16 protein-coding genes are annotated in these 22,177 nt (G+C 56.9%); 13 read left to right on the top strand and 3 right to left on the bottom strand.

The window, feature by feature from the left end:
* Positions 1-66: 66 nt before the first annotated feature.
* The 4 genes from CRO08_RS08105 to CRO08_RS08090 are packed head-to-tail and all read left to right on the top strand — an operon-like array spanning position 67 to position 4,638.
* Positions 67-630, top strand: coding sequence for an RNA polymerase sigma factor (locus tag CRO08_RS08105; protein WP_097035842.1), 564 nt, complete (start codon positions 67-69; stop codon positions 628-630).
* Between the two features lie 49 nt (positions 631-679).
* Positions 680-2,794 carry a gliding motility-associated C-terminal domain-containing protein gene (locus CRO08_RS08100; protein ID WP_097035841.1) on the top strand — a complete coding sequence of 705 codons (2,115 nt, stop codon included), beginning with the start codon at positions 680-682 and terminating at the stop codon, positions 2,792-2,794.
* A gap of 10 nt (positions 2,795-2,804) precedes the next feature.
* A complete protein-coding gene (locus tag CRO08_RS08095; protein ID WP_176495103.1) occupies positions 2,805-3,269 on the top strand; it encodes a hypothetical protein in 465 nt (154 codons plus the stop codon).
* 13 nt (positions 3,270-3,282) lie between these two features.
* A complete protein-coding gene (locus tag CRO08_RS08090) occupies positions 3,283-4,638 on the top strand; it encodes a CCA tRNA nucleotidyltransferase (protein ID WP_097035840.1) in 1,356 nt (451 codons plus the stop codon).
* A 6-nt stretch (positions 4,639-4,644) separates the two neighbouring features.
* Here the strand turns inward: CRO08_RS08090 and CRO08_RS08085 are convergent, their stop codons facing one another.
* Positions 4,645-5,748 (bottom strand): glycosyltransferase, encoded by a 1,104-nt coding sequence (locus CRO08_RS08085; protein WP_097036313.1) that lies wholly within the window; start codon positions 5,746-5,748, stop codon positions 4,645-4,647.
* Between the two features lie 34 nt (positions 5,749-5,782).
* Between CRO08_RS08085 and lpxA the strand changes: the two genes are divergently transcribed.
* Entirely contained in the window at positions 5,783-6,550 is a 768-nt protein-coding gene (lpxA, locus tag CRO08_RS08080) for an acyl-ACP--UDP-N-acetylglucosamine O-acyltransferase (RefSeq protein ID WP_097035839.1), read from the top strand.
* 33 nt (positions 6,551-6,583) lie between these two features.
* Here the strand turns inward: lpxA and CRO08_RS08075 are convergent, their stop codons facing one another.
* Positions 6,584-7,762: a glycoside hydrolase family 5 protein gene (locus CRO08_RS08075; protein WP_097035838.1), complete on the bottom strand. Its 1,179-nt coding sequence runs from the start codon at positions 7,760-7,762 to the stop codon at positions 6,584-6,586.
* Positions 7,763-8,009: 247 nt separating this feature from the next.
* Here CRO08_RS08075 and CRO08_RS08070 point away from each other — a divergent pair, with 247 nt between their 5' ends.
* The 7 genes from CRO08_RS08070 (at position 8,010) to CRO08_RS08040 (ending at position 18,191) form a co-directional block, all read left to right on the top strand.
* Entirely contained in the window at positions 8,010-8,747 is a 738-nt protein-coding gene (locus CRO08_RS08070) for a carbohydrate binding domain-containing protein (RefSeq protein ID WP_072809673.1), read from the top strand.
* Positions 8,748-8,786: 39 nt separating this feature from the next.
* The gene (locus CRO08_RS08065) at positions 8,787-11,291 is read left to right on the top strand and encodes a hypothetical protein (RefSeq protein ID WP_097035837.1); all 2,505 of its coding nucleotides are present in this window, start codon (positions 8,787-8,789) and stop codon (positions 11,289-11,291) included.
* Positions 11,292-11,336: 45 nt separating this feature from the next.
* Positions 11,337-13,652, top strand: coding sequence for a hypothetical protein (locus tag CRO08_RS08060; protein ID WP_097035836.1), 2,316 nt, complete (start codon positions 11,337-11,339; stop codon positions 13,650-13,652).
* Positions 13,653-13,667: 15 nt separating this feature from the next.
* Positions 13,668-15,797 (top strand): hypothetical protein, encoded by a 2,130-nt coding sequence (locus tag CRO08_RS08055; RefSeq protein ID WP_097035835.1) that lies wholly within the window; start codon positions 13,668-13,670, stop codon positions 15,795-15,797.
* A gap of 11 nt (positions 15,798-15,808) precedes the next feature.
* Complete coding sequence (locus tag CRO08_RS08050) at positions 15,809-16,597, top strand: hypothetical protein (protein WP_097035834.1); 789 nt, start codon at positions 15,809-15,811, stop codon at positions 16,595-16,597.
* A gap of 14 nt (positions 16,598-16,611) precedes the next feature.
* The gene (locus CRO08_RS08045) at positions 16,612-17,670 is read left to right on the top strand and encodes a glycoside hydrolase family 18 protein (RefSeq protein WP_097035833.1); all 1,059 of its coding nucleotides are present in this window, start codon (positions 16,612-16,614) and stop codon (positions 17,668-17,670) included.
* A gap of 68 nt (positions 17,671-17,738) precedes the next feature.
* Complete coding sequence (locus tag CRO08_RS08040; protein WP_097035832.1) at positions 17,739-18,191, top strand: hypothetical protein; 453 nt, start codon at positions 17,739-17,741, stop codon at positions 18,189-18,191.
* A gap of 456 nt (positions 18,192-18,647) precedes the next feature.
* On the opposite strand, the gene CRO08_RS08035 is transcribed toward CRO08_RS08040, so the two are convergent.
* Positions 18,648-20,864 carry a glycoside hydrolase family 5 protein gene (locus CRO08_RS08035; protein WP_176495102.1) on the bottom strand — a complete coding sequence of 739 codons (2,217 nt, stop codon included), beginning with the start codon at positions 20,862-20,864 and terminating at the stop codon, positions 18,648-18,650.
* A gap of 374 nt (positions 20,865-21,238) precedes the next feature.
* Here CRO08_RS08035 and CRO08_RS08030 point away from each other — a divergent pair, with 374 nt between their 5' ends.
* Positions 21,239-22,153 carry a T9SS type A sorting domain-containing protein gene (locus CRO08_RS08030; RefSeq protein ID WP_097035830.1) on the top strand — a complete coding sequence of 305 codons (915 nt, stop codon included), beginning with the start codon at positions 21,239-21,241 and terminating at the stop codon, positions 22,151-22,153.
* Positions 22,154-22,177: the final 24 nt, after the last annotated feature.

Here is a 22,177-nt window from a genome sequence, read left to right as displayed (position 1 = left end):
TTTTTTTGCCTTGAAAAAAGTATCGATATTCATAAATTTGCTGCTTTCAGTTATGGGTTTGGTCATATGGTTAATCACTTACAGGAAAAAATAGAATTTCGCGAAACGGCAGAAAAGCTCTGGAACCGGCATTCGGAAGAAATCTACACTTTATGTGAGCAAAAATGCGCTACCGCGGAGGAGGCGAGGGACCTTTTCCAGACGGTGGCGCTCAAGTTTTGCGAAAATCTGGGGCGACTCCTGGAACGGGAAGACGTCATGCCCTGGATTATCACCGTCCTGAAGAATTCGCATCTGGACGAGGCGTGGGAGCACTACCGCACAAGGACCATGTCGGCGGTACTCGAGGATTCTCCGGAATACATGCCGTTCAGCGAGGAGGACGCCGCGTTTTATTCTCGACCGGCGACGGTGGAGCAGCGCATGTTCCTCTACAAGACGCTCGGGTTGCTGGGCCCGCTCGAGCGGATGATTCTGGAGATGCGCTACCTCGGCGGATTTTCGATTCACGAACTGAGCTGCATCCTGGGCCTGTCCGAAAACGCCATCCGCAAAAGGCGCCTCTACGCGTTTACCAAGCTCCGCAGATTCTACACGGAAAACGACATCTTGACAAAAATTGCGGAATAAACCGAGTCTATCGCTTTTCTTGCCTGCGATAAATTCGTAATTTTGTACTGTGAAGAATTTCCTTGCGATCCTTGCCCTTGTCGGGTGCCTGTTTCCCGTTTTCGCCAACGAGGAATGGCAGGGCTTTTCGGAGCCTTTCCCCATTAGGCATGTGGTCCGCATCGGCGATGACCTGATGCTCGCTACCGATGGCGGCATGCGTCTCAAGGGCCCGCAAGTCGATGTGCTCTATACTTCCGAGAAGGGGCTGGAAACATCGGCCTTTTCTGCAGTGGCCAACGTGAAGGGTAGCCTGTTTGCCGTTTCGGAATATGGGCTTGTCGCGCGTTACGAGGGCGAACGCTGGAAAGTCGTCAACCGTTCCTATCTTTCGCGCAAGGCCCGCGTCGTTCCCGGCAAGGTCTTTTCTGCAAACAAGTACATCGCGATACTGTTCGAGGACGGGCTCGCCTTTTTCGATACGGAATCCGGCTCGTCGCTCCTCCTGGTCGACCGCGTGGGCGATGTTTCCCTCTCTATTTACCCGCCGCAGGATATTGCGGGCCGTAACGATTCCCTGTTCATCCAGACCATACACGGGACATACGCCCGCAAGATGGACTGGAGTGACCTTTCTCGGGATTTCCGCCTGGTGGATCCGTCCACCTGGGTGCATGTCGAATCCGACGTGTTCGCGAGGGATTCGAAGCACGTGATTGTCGGGGGAGTGTCCCTTACGGATACGCTCCTGTTCAAGTCCGGGGAAAGCCGCATCAACTGGATTCTCGAGGGAGCGAATTTCACGTACCTGGTCGGTTCCGATATCATACTCCGGTACGAAAACGGAGCGCTGGAAGATGTCACGAACTATTCGCTCTATAAGCTCGGGACTGTTTACGAAATCCAGGCGATTCCTGGCGGTGGCGTGTATGCCGTTACTCCCGAGGGTTTTGGCGCCATAAGCGAGGGAACTTTCTGGACCGACGCGATGCTCCTCTTTAGCGGGTTCGGGAACCATTCTGAGGCATTCAGCTACCGCATGAAGGCGCTCTCCATCTTGGACGCGGACCTGATGATGTACCATGCCTGGGGGCAGGGGATGATGATTCTTAAGGAACTGGGCCGTCTCCCTTATTACTTCCTTGCTCCCTGGAAAGAGACGTGCATGGACCAGTATGTCGAGAACTACACGGTTGCGGTCGGGACTGCCGTTGCTCCGGACAAGTCCGGGTTCCTTTCGGCGACGGCAAGGCGCGATGGCACGTACAGCCTTATCTACGTGACCAAGGAAGGCGATGCCAGTTGCGCTACCGGGATAGGCAGCTCGCACCATGTCGGGCCGCTCGTGGCAAGGCAGGAAGGTTCGGACTGGGTAGTGTACGTGTCGGCACGTGAATCCTTCGACGCGTTCTCTACTGGCGCGCTCGATGTAATCCGCTTCCCCTCGCCGTCGATGAACGGTGGGCGCATTGTCGGGGCCACGCTCAAGACGATCCAGAATATCGAGCAGAGGACTCCGGTCGATTTTGCGCTGGACGAAAAGAACAACGTGCTCTGGATGGTTTCGACGACGGATATCGGCTACATGGAACTTGACCAGGATACGATACGCAAGCCCAGTTCCACGAACGGGCTGTCGGGCGCGGAGTATTCCGCCATAGACGTTGACCCGCATGGGAATGTCTGGGTAGGCTCCACCAACCAAGGTGCGTACCGCCTAGAGCGCAAGGGCGAATCTTTTGATACTTTGTCTGTATCTCACTACACGACAAAGAACGGCCTCCTTTCGGACGGGATTCTCGACGTGGCTATAGACAAGGGCCTGGGAATGGCGTGGTTCGGTCACGAGAACGGAATTACCCGCTATAGGCGTAACGACTTGCGCGAAACAACGACGTTCATGACGGATTCCGCAGTGGCCAAGGTGAAGGCTTACCCGGTCCCGTTCCGCCCGGGGCAGCACGTGTTCCTGACCATTGACAATATTGCCGAGAATGCGCGCGTGGATATCTATAACCGGGGCGGCTCGCTGATTCGCTCCTTTGTCGGTGACGAGGTCGCCGGCGGGAAGGTCGAGTGGACCGGGCAGGGGAAAAACGGCAGGTATGTCGCTCCCGGCGTGTACTACTACGTGGTCAGGACCTCGTCGAAAAAGGAGCGGGGAAAGTTCCTCGTGATTCGCTGACGGAGAATGTATGAAGTCGGTTGCATTTAATTTGTCTGTGGTTTGCGGGATGGCTCTTGTCGCATTGTGCCTGTATGCCTGCGCGGGCGAGCGCCAGGGGCTCGTGTGTTCCGAAATCCAGTACAGGCTCGATACGCAGACGTATTCCCCCGACCAGCGCGCTTATATTGAAGAAGAATTGCGGGTCTGCCGCGAAGAAGAAGCGAAGAAGCGCGGTGCCGATGCGCAGACAAGGCAGGGCATTTACGAACGCTATGCGGCGAGCGGGCAGGCGGACAGCGCTTCTGCCGATTCTGCGAGGAATAACATCTCCGTTTCGGAGGCGCTGAAGGATTCCTCGGGCCAGGAGACGCTGAGCATATACGACCGCTACAAGGCGGTTGATTCTACTGCGGGCGCATCCACGGCAGTTCGCGAAGACGCTGCGCAGGTTGCCCCGGACACGTCCGCTGCCGATGCGGGCAGTTTCCAGTAAGGCGGTCCCGTAGATGGCACGCATCCAGACGCTAGCGGGGGAGTGGTTCGAGCCGGAACTGCCGAACCGTTTATTGAAAATCGCGGGCGATATCCGCGCCGCGGGTGGCCGTGCCTTCCTGGTAGGCGGTTGGGTCCGCGATGCCCTCCTGGGCAAGGCCTGCAGGGACTACGATATCGAGGTCTACGACATGGCGCAGGACGCTCTGGTGCCGATTCTTTCGAAGTATGGCCGCACCAATTTGGTCGGGAAGGCGTTCGGGGTGATTCACCTCGCCATGAAGGGGCTGTCGCTCGATTTCTCGTTCCCGCGCACCGAGAGCAAGGTGGGTTACGGGCACCGCGGATTCGTGGTGCATACAGACGAGAAACTCAGTTTCAGGGAGGCGGCCCTCCGGCGCGACTTCACCATCAACGCGATGGGCATGGAGCTGCCCGAACTTACGCTCTGCGACCCGTATGACGGCATCGGCGACCTGAAAACGCATACGCTGCGCCATGTGGGCCCGGCATTTGCGGAAGATTCCCTGCGCATATTGCGCGGGGTGCAGTTCGCGAGCCGCTTCGAGTGCACGCTCGCGCCCGAGACTGTTGAACTCTGCCGCACGCTCTCGCTCGACGACCTGAGCGTGGAACGCCTGTTCGAGGAATTCAAGAAGTGGCTCCTCAAACCGGGCAGGCCCTCGCTCGGGCTCCGCGCCTTCCTGGACATAAGGCTCGATGAGTATTTCCCCGAAATCCGCCCGTTCGAGGGCTCCTGGGAAGCTTTGGGCGGCATTCTCGACAAGATGGCGGAACTGCGGGACTCGAATGAGGGTGGCTCCGCACCGCTTACCGATGCCCAGAAAATGGAATTCGCGTTTGCCGCGCTCCTGGCCGGCAGTGCAGGGACTTCACTCAAGTTCCTGGAACGCATCACGAACGAGGTTCACCTGCTGAAGGTCGTGCCGCCGCTCCTGGAAACGTTCCGCACGCTTGACCCGGCTATCGTGCACGAAGCCCCCGCACTTCGCCGCCTCGCCGTGAAACTCGGCGGCCTCAAGCTGCTTTGCCTGCTGGTAAAGTGCGCCCCGCATGGGTTTTTCGCCTGCGAAAGTACCGGTGGCACGGATTTTGCAACCACGCAGAACTCAAATTTCGCAACCGCGCAGAACTCGGATTTTGCGGCTGCCCTGTGGGATTCCGCCGCCAAATACGGCCTGCTCGAATCGGCCCCACAGCCCTACCTCACGGGCAAGATGCTCCTGGATTTGGGGCTAAAACCCGGCAAGCAGCTGGGCGAGATTATCAAGGCGAGTTTCGAACTGCAACTCGACGGGAAGATTACGAGCGCCGAAGAGGCGGTTGCCTGGGCGCGTGGCATTATCTAGCCTACGCTATTTCCACCGGAACATTCCGGCGATACCTGCCGGCACGGCGAACACGATCAGCGGAATCTGGATGAATTCGGTCGGGATAAACGCGATCATGCGCCGCTTGGTATGCAGTTTCCACGAGGCGGTCATCAGGAACACGAAATCCACGAGAATTTTGGCCGCGATGCTGAATACGCACCATTGCCACGGGCAATCCAGGAATGCCACGCACCAGGGGCTGATGAACATCCAGATGTAGTAAGTGTAGATGAGCGTGAGCAGCAGAACGTAAGCCTTGCTCTCGTAGTTCGTGCCGTTGCTGCTCCAGCGGGCGCGCTGGTTGAATAGTTGCTTCCACGTGTTGACCGGTGCGGTCTCTATGACGGCATCCTTGTCCAGGTTGTAGCAGACCTTCGTACCCGGGATCTTCATCATCTTGTGGATGAGCATGTCGTCGTCGCCGCTCGAAAGGTTGATGAGTTCGCCGAACCCTCCTGCCGCGAAGAACAGCTCCTTCTTGTAGGCAAGGCACGTGGCCGAGGCGATAATCGGGTGCCCCATGCTGAATCCGGCCGCTTCCATCGCGGTGTACCCGAGCGTCTCCAGTTTCTGGTACAGGTGCAGCAGGGAATGGTTCCCGCTGTTCTGCTTTGGCCCCTGCACAATGCATATCCCGTCCGTGAACCGGCCCGCCATCGAGGTAATCCAGCTCTTGCGCGGTATGCAGTCGGCGTCAATCGTCAATAGCACATCGTATTTTGCAATCTTGAACGCGCTCTCGAGGGCGCGCTTCTTGGGGCTTGCGATTACGGGCAGGTCGGGCGAAAGGCTGAGCACGCGGAACTTCGGGTGCGTCGCGGCGAACTTCTCGAGAATCTCGCGGGTACGGTCCGTCGAGCGGTCGTCCACGCAGATGACTTCCCATTCGCCTACGTAGTCCTGCGCGGCGAGGGCTTCCAGTGTACGCTCGGCAAACTCTTCCTCGTTGCGCATCGGGACAACCACCGAAACACTCGGGGTCGCCTTTGGCCCCCTGTAACGGTGTGTACGGGTAACACCTATTATGAAGAATAGGAACAGCAGCACGTAAAGTGCCGTGAGACATGCGACAATGATACCGCCCATGCGCGCAAATGTAGAAAAAACTATCTTTAGCGCCATGATTCACCCGTCCGCATTTGTGAGCCCGCAGGCAAAAGTCCGTGAAACCGCCGTCATCGGCCCGTGGTGCATTGTGGATTCCGGTGTGGAAATCGGGGAGAACGTTGTCTTGGAATCTCGCGTGCACGTTTACGGCGGGGTTACCGTCGGTAAGAACACGCACGTGTTTGACGGGGCCATCCTCGGCGCGCCCCCGCAGGATTTGAAATATGCGGGCGAACCGACTCGCGTGAGCATCGGCGAAGGCTGCACGCTGCGCGAATACGTGACGGTCAATCGCGGCACGGCTCAGGGTGGCGGCTGCACGCGTATTGCAGACAAAGTTCTTGTCATGGCGTATTCGCACATCGCCCACGACTGCGACATCCGCGAAGGTGTCGTCATCGCGAACGGCTGCCAGATAGGTGGCCACGTGCGCATCGGCGAGTACGCGACGCTCGGGGGCGTTACAGGGATCCAGCAGCGTAACCAGGTGGGCTCCTACGCGTTCGTGGGCGGCACGCACAAGGTGGACCGCGATGTTCCTCCCTGCACCAAGGCGTGCGGGAACCCCATCCGCTACGGCGGGCTCAACCTGCATGCGCTCCGCCTGCATCCCGATTTGTTCCCCGAGACCCGCGTTGAAGCGCTTTCCCGCGCCTACCGCGAACTCTACCGCAGCGGCCGTCCGGTCGCCGAGGTGATCGAGGAATTGAAAAAAGGCCCGGAACCTCTGTTCCAAGCCTTTTTCGATGAGCACTGGGGCGGTTCTCTCGTCCGGCCGTAGGCTCACAAGTGGGGTGTTGGTGCCCCGTGCAATCTAGATGGTCGGGAAGGCCTTTACGGTATAGGCGTCAAACACCTTCTTCATCTCGGGGAACCAGTCGCCTGCATCCTGGTCGTATGCCTGGAACCCGCTCGTCTTTCCGTAGGCCCAGTAGTGCCAGCTGATGCCGTATTTCTCGGCTGCCTTGATGACGTAGTCGGTCCACTGCGCGCGGGAGGCTTCGCTCGGCGCTTCGGCTGCGCATTTCGACCCGGTACGGCCGATGGCGCCGAACTCGCCCAGGTTCATGGGAACCCCGTGCACTCCGTCCACGTCGGGGAAGTATGCGATGGCGCTATCCACGTATGCCTTGAAGTCCTTCGCAATCTTGCTCAGGTCCGATCCAGTAATTCCGGTTCCGCAGGGGTACATGGTAGCGGTGCCCTGGTGCGTGTATCCGTAGGGCTCGTAGTAGTGCCCGCTCACGATGATGTTGCCGTCGTCCTTGGGAAGGTCGAGTTTCTTGATTTCGGCGAACTTGGAGTAGCCGTTCCCCTCGAACATGATGGTCTTTGTCGGGGCCACCGCGCGGATGGCGTTGTAGGATGCCGTCATGATTTCGTTCACCGTGGAGCTCTTCTTGATATCGTGCGGTTCGTTCATGATTTCGAACACAATCATGTCGTCCGGGATGCTGTTCAGGGCTGCCGCCACCTGCGTCCACATGGTGACGAACTTCTGCAGTTCCGCCTGGAACGATTCCGGGTCGTTCTCGACGTTTGCCGCGGCGTTGTTCATGTCCTGGTGGTGGTGGAAGTTGACGATAACGGGCATGCCGAGGCTGTTCGCAAGCTGGATGTCTTCCTTGACTCCGGCGAGGCGCTGCGGGTCGATGGTGTTCGCGATGTCGACGTCGCTTTCCCAGCGTACGGGAATGCGCACGGAGTTGAATCCGGCGGCCTTCACTATCTGGAGGTCCTCGTCCTTGAGGCAGTTGCCCCACCCGCAGTCGGCGTTTGCTCCGGTACCCGTGGATTCCCACGAGTTGCCCATGTTGATGCCGCGCCCGAGCCTCTGGTTCATGGCGCGACCCTTGGAGTAGTCGACCTTCGTGCGGTTGAGCCCGCTTCCGTTGCCATCTTCGTCGGCCTTGTTCAATCCGCTGTCGCCGGAAGAACAGCTGGCCAGGAGGAACGCTGCGGTAATGGGGGCTAGAAACTTGAAAATCTTCATGGGAATCCTTCCGGTTGCTGTTTACATGGATAATTTAGACATATTTATAGCCAAAGATTGCTTTTTTTTAAATAATTCGGTTACTTGGGTAAACGTGTGATTTTCCTCAAAAATGCGAAAATTAGCGATTTTGGGTACATTTTGCCCCGTTTGGGTACATCTGTAAACCCATTTTGTTTTTTTTCGAAAAACAACCCCCTAAAAACAAGTTATATTGTTGCCATTGAATTTGGAGATCTTGTATCTTATGAAATCACATCTGCAGACCATCATCTGGAAGTGTGCCGTGGGCTCACTCCTTCTTGCGTCTTTCTCCTTTGCTTCTTTCAGCGATTACAGGGATAGGGACAATTCCCGCTTCGTCACGCGCGAGGCCAAACCCTTCCGTCCGGACAAGGACGTGGTAAGCGTCGTTATGCGCGAAGCCATTCCCCGCGGCGGTGGATACACCTACCAGTACCCGCGCGAGAACCCCGAACCGATTCTCACCGACAAGTACGCCATGGAAGGCGCTCTTTCCATGGAAATTGAGCTTATCGCGAGCGACTACTCCGGCGTGGCCATCTGTATCGCCGGTTCCGTGGACCTGACCCCGTACTTGGAAGAAGGTGTCCTCGAGTTCTGGATCAAGGGCGACAAGGGTGGCGAAAACGCCCTGTTCGTGCTCGTCGATGACGGCGTGAAGAGCAACGGCGAATCCCTGCAGGTGAAGCTCCGCTCCAAGAGCCTTGGTGAAATTACCACGGAATGGAAGCATTTCAGCATCCCGCTCAAGCTGTTCGGCATGACGGGTGTGTACTGGGATGCGAAGAACACGCGTGAAGTCATGCTCCCGTTCGCCTGGTCGAACTTCAAGGGTTTCCGTCTTGAAGTCCGCAAGGACGAGAACGAGGCCTTCAAGGTCTGGATTGATGATATCGTAATCAAGAAGCAGGGCAAGGCCTACGAAGGCCCGTCCAACTACCCGTTCCGCAACGCAATTTAAGAGGTCCCCATGCGCAAATTACCGTTACTCTTTACGACTTTGCTTTGCACTTCCCTTGCCTTTGCCCAGGAGGAGGAATCCCCCGAGGCAAGCGCACCTGAAACTGAGGCCGTGGAAGAATCCGCCCCTGCCGAAGAGGCCGCTCCTGTAGAGGAAGCCGCCGCTGAGGAATCTGCCCCTGCCGAAGAAGCCGCTCCCGCCGAGGAGGCCCCTGTAGAGGAGGCCGCCGCCGAGGAACCTGCGGCCGCGGAACCCGCTGCCGAAGAGACTGCTGCAGCCGAACCGGCACCCGAGGAAGCCCCCAAGAAGGAATTTGCATCTGCCGCTCCGGTGGCCGGTCCTTCTCCCGTGGTCGGCGCTCCGGCGACGCTTTCTGCCGACGAGCAGATGAACACTATCGAGAACAACCTGGATGGCATCGCCGAGAACCTCGAATCCACCATGATGGGCAAGGATGACGCGCCCCTCGCGGTTTCGGGCTTCATGGCCTTCCGCCTCAAGAATTTCAGCTATCCCGACGCTCCGGCCCTCCTTGCCTCCGACAAGGCGCGCCTCGCTGTCGACGCTATCTTCAAGGCGAACGTCGTTGCCATGCCGAACTCCTACATGACCCTCTGGACGAACTTCACCTTCCCGTTCGACCTCTCGGGCCTGTTCAGCAACAACCTGGGTTCCCAGCCGACCGCCGTGCCCACCTCTAACGAGCGCGTGCTGTTCGACCACTCCACCGACTACTACTCCTCCACTGTCGATGAAGAAATGAACTTCGGTATCGACATCCGCGCGGGCGTCTTTGGCGCCTACGTTACGGCGGGTGGCGTTATCTGGGCGAACTCGTCTCCCCTTACCATGTGGGAACGCGAAACCATGCCGCGCTTCGCCTGGGTGTACGAAACCTTCGAAGACGAAAAGACTGTGAGCACCTACTACAAGGAAAAGGTCTTCAAGCCGGTGAAGGAAGGCGGCCGCGCCTTCTGGACCAACCGCTCCTTCGGTGGCGTGTTCGTGAGCGCCTACCAGCTGCCCTTCGACATGACCGCCCAAGCGCTCGTGTCCCAGCCTGCCGACATGGACGTGGGTACCCGCGACGGTCTGCGTATGTACGGTGGCCAGCCGGGCGAACTTGAAATGTCCGGTGACTACGACCTGCGCGGTGCCGTTTACCATGGCCGCCTCGCCAAGAACAAGATTGCGGACAACCTCACGATCGGCCTCAACTACATGGGCGTCGTGTTCGATGAGGCCGTTATCTACGAGCCTGAATTCTACGGCCAGTACAACGCCCTGAGCGTCGACCCGTACATTATGAATACGCACGTTGCTTCCATTGACTTCAAGGGCAACATCACTCCGAAGTTTTACTTGATGGCCGATGTGGCCTTGAGCATGACCGACTCGCTCAAGTTCTACAAGGCTACCGGCGCAAAGGATATTTCCGGCTACGAGAAGGGCTCCTTCGATACCGAATGGAGCACCCCGCAGGTCGGTGTGTACGTGAAGGCCCAGAGCAAGTACCTCGAAGGCTGGCCGATGACTCTCGAAGCCATCTTCCTCCCGAAGGATTTCTACTCTCCGTTCTCCATGACGAACCCCTCCCGCTTCCTCGCCTGGCGCAAGGATGAATTCGCCCTCAACTCCGGTTCTATGCGCTATGCTCCTAACATGGCGGGCATCAACCTGAAGATCGAACCCGAATTCAACCGCGGTCACCTGGATATCCAGTACGGCCTGCACAGCCAGATCGAAGACGGCGACGACGTGCTCCTCTTCAACTACCGCCTGAACGGCCGTAACCTCTGGGAATCCACGAACTCCTGGACCAAGCACAAGCCGCTCTTCTGGGCGGACTCCGGTAACGCGGGCGCCCGCGCCAACGGCTATATCGAACGTGCCGGTGTGCTCACTCCGGGTGTCGGCGTCAAGATGACCCGTCAGCAGGGTGGTCTCCGCGGCGGTACGTGGGAAATGTGGGAAACCTTCGTCGCCTACGAAGACGCGAAGCAGATTCAGGATACGGTTATCCCGAGCCACACCAAGTGGTCCAGCTACCTCTCCCTCGCGGGCGGCTACGATATCGGCCACTGGTTCGGTACCGAAAAGAACATCGTGATGAGCGGCTACGCCTCCATCTCCGGTGTCTCGAAGACGATTGCCCCGCTTGCCTACAGCGAATCCCAGAGCGACATGCTCCTGTGGAGTTTCTACGGCCAGATTGAACCGGCCATCGCCCTCACGCCGACCTTCCACCTCGTGGGTATCCTCGGCCTCGAAACGTTCCGTTCTGAATACGGCTACATCATCGACTACGCGACGAACACCATCGCGAAGACGAAGCCCTACTTCAACGACGTCTCTACGATGTACTTCCGCAAGGCCCCGATTAACTACCTCGAAACGGCCCTCGGTCTCGGTTTCGACTGGAACTTTGCTGATCGTGCCGGTATCCACTTCCGTTACAAGTGGGCTACACACTCCGACGAGACGGAACCTGATAATGACTGGACCGGTCATTACATTACCGCCGAAACTAAAGTATGGTTCTAATGGAGGCGCGATAAGAGTATGAATTTCAATAAAAGTGCTTCAAAAATGATTACTAGAACTTTGACAGCCCTTGCGCTTTCGACCGGAGTCGCCGCCGCATCCGTGGCCGACAACCAGGAAATGCTCGCAAGCAAGGTGGATTCCGCCAACGCCCATCGCGGGCTCGAAGTGACCGGTGCCGTTCGCGGTGTCGCGCAGGCATCTTACTTCAATACCGACCAGGATACGTACGGCAAGAACATCATGCCCGATACCGAAAGGGACGAGTTCGTGAACGCCGACTTCAACTTCGGCTTCCGCCCCTGGGAAAGCGTCCGTGCGAATGCGATGCTGCGCCTCTATGCTGGCATGCAGGACTACTTCGCTTCTGCGGCAAAGATTATCGAGGTGCCCTGGCTCAATGTCGAAGGCCAGATTGGCAACAACTTCTACTGGGTCGTGGGTGACTTCCGCCAGCAGTACTCTCCGCTTACGTTGTTCGCCCCGGATGTGGACATCCTGTACGAACCCCAGGTGTTCGCCCGCAAGCGCCACATGGCCGAAAAGCAGCAGCTGCTCGAGGGCAACCAGCGTAACCTCCAGGGTGTGAACCTGCAGTTCCGCGCCGACCTGAACGATATCTTCGGCCAGGTGCGTGTGGAAGGCCTCTTCGCCCGAGTGAACCGTGCGCAGATGCTCGACCTTTCCGGTGCGGAAGGCAACATCCTCCCGAACGACTCGGTGCCGGGTGCTACGCAGGCCGCCAACACCGACAAGTTCCTCTTGGCAGGTAACCTGGAACTCCTCCCGCTGAAGAAGAACGCCTACTTGGGCGGTACCATGATGTACATCTTCGACAACGAGGATTCCTACACGTACACCTACCGCTACTTCGACCCCGATCAGGACGGCCAGCTTACGACCGACCCGACGAAGGATCTCCTTATCTCTGATATCAACCCGTTCGAGCTCGACCCGCAGAAGACGCTTATCCTCGCGGGCCGCGTGGGTGGCGACGTTGCCGGCATGATGAACAACAAGAACCTCATCTTGGACGCTACGGCTGAATTCGCCATGTCGATGGACGACAACTACAAGAGAGAACTGAGCTTTGTCTACACGACAGCCGACGATCCGGCGGCTCTCGGAATTGACATGGATGCTGACGGCGATCTCGAATACATCGTGGTCGATGAGACGGGCAATGCGGTAGTCAAGAATGTTTCCGAGAAGGAAACCAAGAGCGGCATGGCCCTCAACGCCACCCTCAATGCCGGTTACAAGACCGACTCCTGGGGCGTGCGCCTGGTGGGCGATGTGGTGTTCAACGACAGCCTCTGGTTCAACAACCTTGCCCAGTCGCCCAAGTTCTTCGCGCAGCGCGTGCAGAACTCCGACTACGACGGCGAGACTGTGAAGTACAGCGTGAACTCCCCGCTTTACACCACGTTCGATGCTCTCTACAACTTTGCCCCGAAGTTCGCCCCGGTTGCCCGCTCCCTCAAGACGGACGACAACGCGTTCAAGAACAAGGGCCAGTCCGACAGCTACAACATCGCCCCGTACAACAAGAACTCCTGGACGGGTAACGTTTACTCGAAGGCCCAGATTGCCCTCCTGAATGCGATGGCCGACCCTGCAATCCAGATGGTGCTCCCGAACGGCAAGGCGACCGCCAACCGTGAAGGTGGCCGTGCAACAGTGATTGCCAACGCAGGTGACTGGCTCGAAGCCCAGGGCCTGTTCGGCATCTACACGCAGGTGTCCCCGCTCTTCGGGTTTACCGATGTTTCTTACATGGAATACGGTGGCGGCCTGAAGGTGGACGTGTTCAAGGTTCTCGGTTTCTCGAAGCCGCTCGAAATCTCGGGCTCCTTCAAGCATACCGAACGTACGATGGATTTCGACCCGACGGTCGGCCGCATGGACCTCTCCGCCGATGGCATTACGCCCGCCGTGCTTGACGGCACTGCCGAAATGAAGACGGACTTCATCAACGCCGGCATCTACGTGCAGTACCTGCCGCGCCTGGGCATTACCGCCGGCTTCCAGATGATCAACATGGAACTGAACGATGGCCAGCAGAAACAGTCCCAGGTTGAATACGCTCCTATCGCTATGACGGCCCCGATGGTCAAGGGCAAGCAGATGCAGTGGATGGTCGGTCTCGACTACACGCTCGACAAGAACGCTTGGCTCTCCCTGAATTTCGGTATGGTTACGGTTGAGAATACCTACAATACCGCCCTCGGTGACCCGGATGCTGCTGTGAACCTGCCTGTTTATGCGGAGAACGTGAAGGGGGATGCCGGTTGGCCGACCGAGTTCACCAGCAAGTTCTCACAAACTATTGTTGAAGCCTCCATTAACGTGGAATTTTAATGGGAGGAATGAAAAATGATGAATACTAAAAAGACCTCGATCATTTTTGCATCTGCCTTGATGTTCTCTGCGGTCGCCGCATTCGCTGAAGGCGATGCCGCGGTTGCCGAAAAGCAGACGTCCCTCTTGCAGAAGCTGGATTCTCTGAACCAGTCCATTCTCGGACTCCGCTTGAGCGGAACCGCCAAGGCGGGGGCTCTCACTTCCATGGCTTCTTCTGACCAGTTCCTCGACCAGTCCGCGACTCAGGAAAACCAGGGCTATACCGACGTGAACCTCAGGTTCCTCGCCCAGCCTTCTTCCGAGACCCGCCTCGACGTGCAGCTCCGCCTGCACAAGGATTGGCAGAGCGGCGTTGACGAAAACAACAACCCCGCGATTGGCCACTGGTTTAGCTACGATGGCAATATCCTGAACAACCACGTGGATTTCAACTTGGGCTACATGCGTGTTGCGTACTCCCCGCTCACCATCTTTACCCCGCAGATGGAAATCCTCCAGGAACCCGAAATCTTCGCGCAGAACCGTGCGGAGGCTCTTGCGGCACGTAACCTCGATACTACGTCTCGCCGCCTGATGCAGGGCTTGAACGCCGCCTACCATAGCGGTGCCCTGGGCTCTATCGACAACATCTACGCACAGGTAACCGGTACGCGTCTGCGCAACACCGCGAAGAAGAACGACCAGGTGTTCTTCGACTTCGACTGGTCCGACCGCTATGCCTACGGTCTCCGTGGCGGTGTCGAACTGTTCGGCGCGAATGTCGGTGCGAACTACGTGAGCGTGTTTGACCGCCGTCTTTCCACGCGTTCCCGCGACATGGAATTGAACGATACGATCATGTACGATGACAACCACGTGCTTTCGTTCCAGTTGGGCTTCGATTCCAAGAAGATGCTTGCGTCTCTGCCGATTACCTTCGGGATTAACGGCGAATACGCGATGTCCTGGTGGGATATCGATGCCGAAACCATGTCCCCGAGCCCCAAGTTCGGTACCAAGGTTACGGAAGCCCCGTACGGCGACCTGATGGACTCCGTCATCTACGTGGCGACGACCGTGGACGCGACCAACAACGAGCGCGGTACGGTTGATTTCATGGACGAGAAGGGTTCCGCCTTCTACGCAGAACTCTTCGCGAAGGGTGACTTCTCCGGCATTGGCTTCAACCTGAATGCCTCTTACCTCCAGAACGACGAAAAGTTCTGGTCCGAACTCGCCTCCACGCCCAACTACACGAACAACGGCGTAATCTTCAATGCGAACGCCCTGTACGGCGATGTCGACCAGGCTCTCGTATCGAGCTTCGCCTCGGGTAACCTCGAGAACCTCTACTTCATGGTCTACAATACCGACCTCCTGACGGCTTCGACCCTCATGAGTTCGGGAACGGCTACCGTGCTTTCGGGCAACTCCGTTTCGGAAAACATGTACTGGCGCCTCTACAACAACTTCAAGCTCGCGCATTTCTACCGCAATGGTTTCGACGCGAACACCATGAAGAAGATGGAAGTGGCCCAGGCCCTCCTCATGATGGACCCGTCCGTGAATCTCGCGATGCCGCTTGGCCGTGCAACTCCTAACCGCAAGGGCTTCGCGGTATCTCTCGATGCCGACTGGAACGACGCCATCACTCTGAACGGCCGCTTTTCGCAGTACAGCGAAGTGGAAGGCGACAACAAGTTCACGACCATCGGCGCAGGCCTCGGCGTGAACGTGGGCCGTCTCGTTCCTTCGCTCGCCCGCAAGCTCGAGGTTCAGGGCTCCTTCGAGAAGACTACCGAGGATTCCTACTTCAAGCGCTCCGCCCAGAGAATCGTTGCCGGCCTTACCGCCGATATCTGGGGCCCGGTTGCCTTGCAGGCAGGCGTGCAGATGCTTAACAAGAAGTTCGAAGGCGACGGGTTCGGCGTCGGCGTGACCGGCCTTCCGGTCGGGATGTCCTTCGTGCAGGCAGTCGACGAGATGCTCCTGCTCGCAGGCCCCAAGGTCCGCATCGCTCCCGAATCCTACATCACCGTCCGTTACGGCATGCTCAAGAACAGCGTCGACTACCAGACGATCAATGCCGCCGGCGAATTCGAGAAGAAAGAACTTTCTATCGACAAGAACCTTATCACCGCCGAAGTTACGGTCAATTTCTAGTGAGGTCGTAGATGAAGAATGTGAAGATTTCTCTTTTAGCAGCCGGCGCCACCCTGGTGCTCCTGGCTTGCTCCTCCTTGGAAGTGGATAACCCGATCGAGGAAAACTTCCCGAAGGATTGGTCGGCTGCCGAGTATATCAAGGTGAACCCGGATCTGCGTAGCCTGCAGCTCAAGGACCAGGTGCTCATCATGAACACCCTTTCGGGTGCCGCAAACGACGATGCTGCCTTCCTCGCGGATACGCCGACGGTGGAATTGCTTGCAACGAACTATATGGGATTTACCAAGACGGACTTCTGGACCGACAAGAACAAGATGAAGGTCGTCAGGGCGTACAACATCTATGGTGTCGACAACGAAGCCGCCATCTTTGATACGCTTACGCTCGATACGGCCGCCATCGAAAGGCAGTACGTTGCTTATGGTGTCATTGGTGGCCGTCCGTACCGCACTTGCGCCACGACGGATGCAAACCTCGTGAAGAAGGGTGAATGCCAGCAGGACGAAAATTCCGCGATTGGTTATTCCAAGCACGTGTACTGCGCAAGCGAAGGCGTGACCTACTGCATGGATTGCGACCCGGTCGAGGATGATTGTCCCGAAGCGATTGTCGACGAGCCCGAAAGCTCGAGCTCTGCTGCCAAGCCGGAATCCTCCGATGCCGCAGGTGACGAATCCAGTTCGAGCGAAGGTGGCGAACCCGCTGCCGATAGCTCCAGCAGCGAAGGAGGTGAACCCGTTGCCGATAGTTCCAGCAGCGAAGAAGCCTCCGCAGAAAGTTCAAGTTCAGCTGAATAAAGGTGGGAAATATCATGAATCTCAAGCTTATTGTAACGACAGTCGCGGTTGCTTGCGTGGCAATGTCCCAGGCCGCAGCCGACAAGGTGATTGGCTATTTCCCGTACTGGAGCCAGTATTCCCAGTTCTACCCGAAGGATATCCGCTACAACACGGTTACCCACGTTCACTACTCGTCCCTTACTCCGGGTGAAGACGGCTCGCTTGCCTTCCCCGACGAGAACGATGCCCCCAACTACGATTCGCTCGCTGTCATGTGCGCGGCGAACAACGTGAACCTCGTGGTCTCTGTGGGCGGCATGGAAGCCGAGGGCGCCCTGAAGGCTATCGCCGGTTCCGACGAACTCCTCTCCACCTTCGTTTCGAACGTGAAGGAATGGGTCGGTAGCCACAATGCAAAGGGTGTGGAACTCGACTGGCAGAATCTCACGGCAGAAGATGCCGAAGGGTATGCCAAGATGGTGAATGCCCTCGTGGATGCCTTCTCCGGCTCTATCGTGGCTTCTACCATGTATCCCTATGTGGCGATGGAACCCTATACCGCCGAAGTGATGAACAAGCTGAGCTACATCAACGTGTTCATGCCTGACCAGATGAACGAGGACAACTCCTCGCTCGTTCCGAACCAGGGCGGAAAGTTCATTGCAGAGACGCTCGAGAAGGCCGCCGGCGCGGGCATCCAGAAGGATCTCCTGAACCCGGTCGTGTACTTCTACGGAAAGTCCTTCCTCGGTGCGTCGGGCTTCGGTTCTTCGCACAACGGTACGGGTAGCGGTAACGAAGGTTACCTGCCGTACAAGGAACTCATGGGCAAGTTCGATACTCCGGACTACAAGGTTTCTTACGATTCCGACTCCCAGTCCGAAATTGCCGTGAGCAAGGAAGAAGCCATCGTGTTCATGGGCATTCCTTCCGTGAAGGCGGTTGCCGAGAACGTGAAGAACAATGGCTACGCCGGCGTGGCCGTTTACGACCTCTCGCAGGACCACCACGAACCCATCGTTTCCATCCTGGTGACGATTGGCCTGGAACTCCGCCCGGACGTGAACTACAAGCCCGCGAAGAAGAAGTAATTCTCGCAATTAGAATGTTTTAAAAGGCTCCCTCCGGGAGCCTTTTTTGTACATTTCACTTTAGAGTTATGAACAAAAGAATCCTGTTTACCGCAGTTTCCCTTTTCGCCTTGATAGAGATGCTTGTTGTCGATAGCATTGTCTTGGGCAGGGGGGTGGATCTGTTCAAGTTCGTTGCCATAACCATCTTGACGGGAATCTGGCTTGCCGTAAGCAAGGGCATCATAAACAAGCTGAAACAGCCGTTCTTTATGCCCGAACTGCAAAAGATATCTTGCAGGCCGGGGTTCTTTACGGAGTACGTGCTGTATTATGTGCTTATTATATATGCAGTCGCGCTTGTTCTCCACAGTGTCTTGTGTATTTTCCGGGACGGGGACTTGCTTAAGACTCTCGCGGACGTGACCATGACGGCGGCCTGGATAGAAGGCCTTGTTGTGATAGCCTGCGTGAAGGCTGTCAGGCGCTGGAAAAAGACGGGGGATAAGCGCGAACTCCTCTTCCCATGGCCTGTTAAATAGTTTGTTTGCTACGAGCGGCTTTTGCGACCGCTCGTTCGTCGTCTCGGGTGAGGAACCTCCGGTTTCTCACTCGCTTTCGCCCACACGACCGATTAATATCGGTCGTTTAGGGCTCACGGGAAGCACGTTCACACTCACTCTAACACGACCGCTCGTTCGTCATCTCAAGTAAAGAACCTCCGGTTCCTCACTCGCTATCGCCATCACGACTCGTTGATACGAGTCGCTTTAGGCTCACACTTCGTTCCGGTGTTCACTTTGTGAAAATCCGTCTCTCCGCAAAAACAAGAGGGAGTTCTCTCCCGAGACGATAATTGAATGGTTGCCCGTGAGCCGGAGGTGGAAGTGAGCGCAAACCGGAGTATTGTGACGGGAGAGAAGCGCTGACGGTCGCATAACAAAAATCCCCGGGTGTGTTGCCCGGGGATTAAATGCCTTAGCGTAAGGGAATCCGGCTTACTTCTTTTCGAGGATGAAGCTCTGGATGTTGCTTCCCTGCTTTACGCGGACGATGTACTTGCCCGTGCTGATGCCTGCAACCGGAATCCAGTTGTGGCCCGCAGCGAGGTTCACCTGCATGCTCTTTGCCACCTGGCCGAGGCTAGTAATCACCTCGACGGAGGCGCTTCCGCTACGGGTCGCCTTCAGGACCATGCCACCGTTGACGAACTGCGCGGAGAACTTGCCCGCAGCCTTCGCGACGAACGGTATAGGCACGTTGCCCTTGCTTGCCGCAGTGGCGCTGTCGCCCACGATGATGGTAATCGAGAGTTCGGTTGCGGCGCGTTCCGCGGTTTCGGGAGCGGTTGCCGTCACCGTCACGATGGCGTCTTCGTTACCCGCGATGAGGTAGCCCGGGGCGCCGGGGATGTATTCTATGTAGGGCGAGGCAGCCTGGCCATCGAAGGTGTAGGTGATGGCTGCCTTGCCGTAGGTGGTTTCGGTGGGGAAGGTAACTGCCGTGGTGGAGCCCTTCGCAACCTTCATGTTCTTGAAGTCACCGCCGACCTTGTCGCCGGTCTTGGTGTACTGGATGGTAATGGTGTCGTTCATGGCGATGTAGCCCGTGACGGCAGGTGCCGTAGCCACGATCTTGGCTTCACCGATGGTACCCGTGAATTCGAACATGTTCACCGACGAGCCCTTGAGGCTACCATAGCACTTCTTGCCGCTGCAGGTGGCCTTGTTGACCTTCACGATGCTTTCGTTCAGGGACTTGAGGGTGTAGGTGGCGCCCTGGTCAGTCTTGCCGGTGGCGTTGACCACGACTTCCATCTTGCCGTCGCCATCCATGTCATCCATGGTGTGGCTCTTGGTGCAGGAACCGCTGATGTAGCAGTTGAAGTCCTCGAAGCCGGCGATAGTCTGCTTGGGTTCTTCGGTCACGGTGACGACCGACTGGGAACCGTCATTGCCGGTCATGATGACAAAGCCCGGTCCGATAATCGCGCCTGCGTTCGTTACGACGCTTTCGTTGCTGGAGGTGTAGGTACAGCCCGACTTCAGCGAACTTGTGATGCTGCCCGCGGATTCCTTGACGGTCGTTGCTGTGAACGAACAGCTGCCGCTCTTGAGGGTCGCCGCAAATTGGCTAGCCCAGTCGGTAGCGTTCTTGGTGAGGTAGTTCTTCACGAAGTTGCCGGAGTTGGTGTAGCTTGCTGCGGAGAGGGCCGCCTGCGTAATGAGCGGTTTGTCGCCGGCGAACATGGCGGAACCTTCTTCGGACTGGTTACCGACTGTGGTCACCTTCTGGCGCAAGCTCCAGTTGCAGTTGCTAATCTTGTTCTGTTCCATGAAGTCGGTCCAGCTGGAAGATGCGCTAGTGTTGGCATCGCCCTTACCGTCGGCGGTGGTGGTGCCCCATTCGGTAATGAACACGGCGTTGTTGTTCCTGCAGCTATTGATGTTGCCGCTGAATTGACCCACGGAGTGCGTGCCTGCGTAGAAGTGGAACACGTAGCCGACGTTCTTTTGGTTTACGGTACCGCAGGACCCATTTGGCATCTGGGACCAGCTCGGGGTACCTACGAGGGCGAGGTTGTTGTTGCCTGTGCCACGGATGCCGCTGATGACGTCGTTCGCATAGCTTGCGATAGCGCCTGAGCCTTGGTTGACAGGCTCGTTGAACACTTCCCAAATGATGTTCGGGACGTTATTGTATTTTTGGGCCATTTCCTTAAAGAACGAAGCGGCCTGGCTTTTTTCGCTGTCGGCGCGGTGGCTGTGCCAGTCGATGATGATATAGATGTCGTTCTCGATAGCGGCTTCGACCATTTGGTCGATCTTGCTCTTCTGCGTGTCCTCTGCCTTCATGTAGGAATATTTGTCGTCAAGCTTGTTGCTTGTGCCGCCATCGCTATCGTAGTACTGAACACCCATGGCATAGCGGAACACGTCGATTTTCAGATTGTTGACGGCCCACTTGATGACTTCCTTGTTGTAGTACTGGATGCCGGTAGCATCGGACCAGAACATGCTCATGCCGCGGAGCATGGCTTCTTTGCCGCTCTTCTGGCCGACGATTTTGTTGCCGCTGGTTCCCAGGACGCCATGCACCTGCACGGGACCTATGCGGAGGGGTTTTGCGTTTGCGGCTGCGGCGTTGGCTTCTACCGCCCCGAGGAGGATAGCGCCTGCTGCGATCGCCTTGACAGTTTTGCTGAACATCGTCATAAAAGACTCCTTTTGCATCAAAGATAAATTTTATGTCTTTATTTCTGATGTAAAATGTCGTTTTCCTTGTTTACTTTCGTGTCCTAAACACTACACCCGTTTCCCGCCTTAAAAATATTTAATAGAACCACAATTACTAGTAAAATTCTTTTTACAGTGACGCAGGTCGCACCAAAGTCGGACCGCGTATGCCGGTTCGGGGTAGTTAGTTCCTATTTTCTACGATTGTGGGCAAAAGTGTGACGAAATGAACTCATTTTCGGAAAATGCTTATTTTTTGATTTTTGTTCTTGCACATTCAAAAAAAAAAGATATATTTGCGTTAAACCTTGCTCCCTTCGGGGGGCGTTCACAAAAAAAAAGAGAGAGATACTATGAACAAGAAAATGACACTCGCAGCCGTTGCTGGCGCTGCCGCTATGGCTTTCGCTCAGGGCGCAGTTTCTTCTACCTTCCTCTGGGACGGCACCACCGATACCGAAGGTAAGGTTGAAACCGGTTCCGACGAAGAAACGTCCGGCTACTGGTACGATTACAACGACGCGAACGATGGCGGTGCTTCTGCCTTTACGTTCCCGGCCGACGTCGAAGCCAACGCTTACGACAACTTCTACGGCCCGCTCGTTGAAGCCTACGGCGGCATCAAGGCCACCATCACCCTCGGCGCTGGTTACGACTATCCGTATGCCGGTATCGGCTTCAACATCTGGAGCGAAGGCCAGGAAGGTGTTGACATTACCGCTTGGGGCGGCATTTGCCTTTCCTACCAGTCTACGCTCGGTTTCGGCATCGAACTCGGTGTTGAAGACGAAGCTACCGTGACGGAATACAACAACTACAAGGCTACCGTTGCCAAGGCTACCACTGTGACCGCTTCCGACTTCGCGTGGAGCAAGTTCAAGCAGGGCGCCAACTGGGGCAAGACTGTCGACCAGGCTACCGTCCTCGCCAAGACTGCTGCTATCAAGCTGAAGTTCGAAGGTACCGCCGGTACCTCTGGCGACTTCCTCATCCAGAAGGTCGGCTCCCTTGGTATGTGCACCGCTAGCGGTGTCGGCATCAAGGCTATCGCCGCTGCCGGTTCTGCCAAGGCCATGCTCTCTGGTCGCACCCTCTCCTTCTCTGGCATCTCTTCCGCCAAGGCTGAAGTGATCAACCTCCAGGGCCAGGTTGTGAAGTCTGCTACCGTCAGCTCCGCTATGGACCTCTCTAGCCTCGACGCCGGTGTCTACATGCTCCGCGTTGCTGGCAAGAACGTCAAGCTTTCTCAGAAGATCGTTCTCGAATAATCTCCTGAATTGGATGTCTAAGGG

The sequence above is a fragment of the Fibrobacter sp. UWT3 genome (genome assembly GCF_900230125.1).
GTDB lineage: Bacteria > Fibrobacterota > Fibrobacteria > Fibrobacterales > Fibrobacteraceae > Fibrobacter.
This window is presented reverse-complemented; position numbering and strand designations above follow the sequence as displayed.

Coding starts and splice junctions, on each gene's coding strand:
- lpxA (WP_097035839.1), top strand. CDS start 5,783: ATGATTCACCCGTCCGCATTTGTGAGCCCGCAGGCAAAAGTCCGTGAA.
- CRO08_RS08090 (WP_097035840.1), top strand. CDS start 3,283: ATGGCACGCATCCAGACGCTAGCGGGGGAGTGGTTCGAGCCGGAACTG.
- CRO08_RS08045 (WP_097035833.1), top strand. CDS start 16,612: ATGAATCTCAAGCTTATTGTAACGACAGTCGCGGTTGCTTGCGTGGCA.
- CRO08_RS08105 (WP_097035842.1), top strand. CDS start 67: ATGGTTAATCACTTACAGGAAAAAATAGAATTTCGCGAAACGGCAGAA.
- CRO08_RS08060 (WP_097035836.1), top strand. CDS start 11,337: ATGATTACTAGAACTTTGACAGCCCTTGCGCTTTCGACCGGAGTCGCC.
- CRO08_RS08035 (WP_176495102.1), bottom strand. CDS start 20,864: ATGACGATGTTCAGCAAAACTGTCAAGGCGATCGCAGCAGGCGCTATC.
- CRO08_RS08070 (WP_072809673.1), top strand. CDS start 8,010: ATGAAATCACATCTGCAGACCATCATCTGGAAGTGTGCCGTGGGCTCA.
- CRO08_RS08075 (WP_097035838.1), bottom strand. CDS start 7,762: ATGAAGATTTTCAAGTTTCTAGCCCCCATTACCGCAGCGTTCCTCCTG.
- CRO08_RS08040 (WP_097035832.1), top strand. CDS start 17,739: ATGAACAAAAGAATCCTGTTTACCGCAGTTTCCCTTTTCGCCTTGATA.
- CRO08_RS08085 (WP_097036313.1), bottom strand. CDS start 5,748: ATGGGCGGTATCATTGTCGCATGTCTCACGGCACTTTACGTGCTGCTG.
- CRO08_RS08055 (WP_097035835.1), top strand. CDS start 13,668: ATGATGAATACTAAAAAGACCTCGATCATTTTTGCATCTGCCTTGATG.
- CRO08_RS08030 (WP_097035830.1), top strand. CDS start 21,239: ATGAACAAGAAAATGACACTCGCAGCCGTTGCTGGCGCTGCCGCTATG.
- CRO08_RS08095 (WP_176495103.1), top strand. CDS start 2,805: ATGAAGTCGGTTGCATTTAATTTGTCTGTGGTTTGCGGGATGGCTCTT.
- CRO08_RS08050 (WP_097035834.1), top strand. CDS start 15,809: ATGAAGAATGTGAAGATTTCTCTTTTAGCAGCCGGCGCCACCCTGGTG.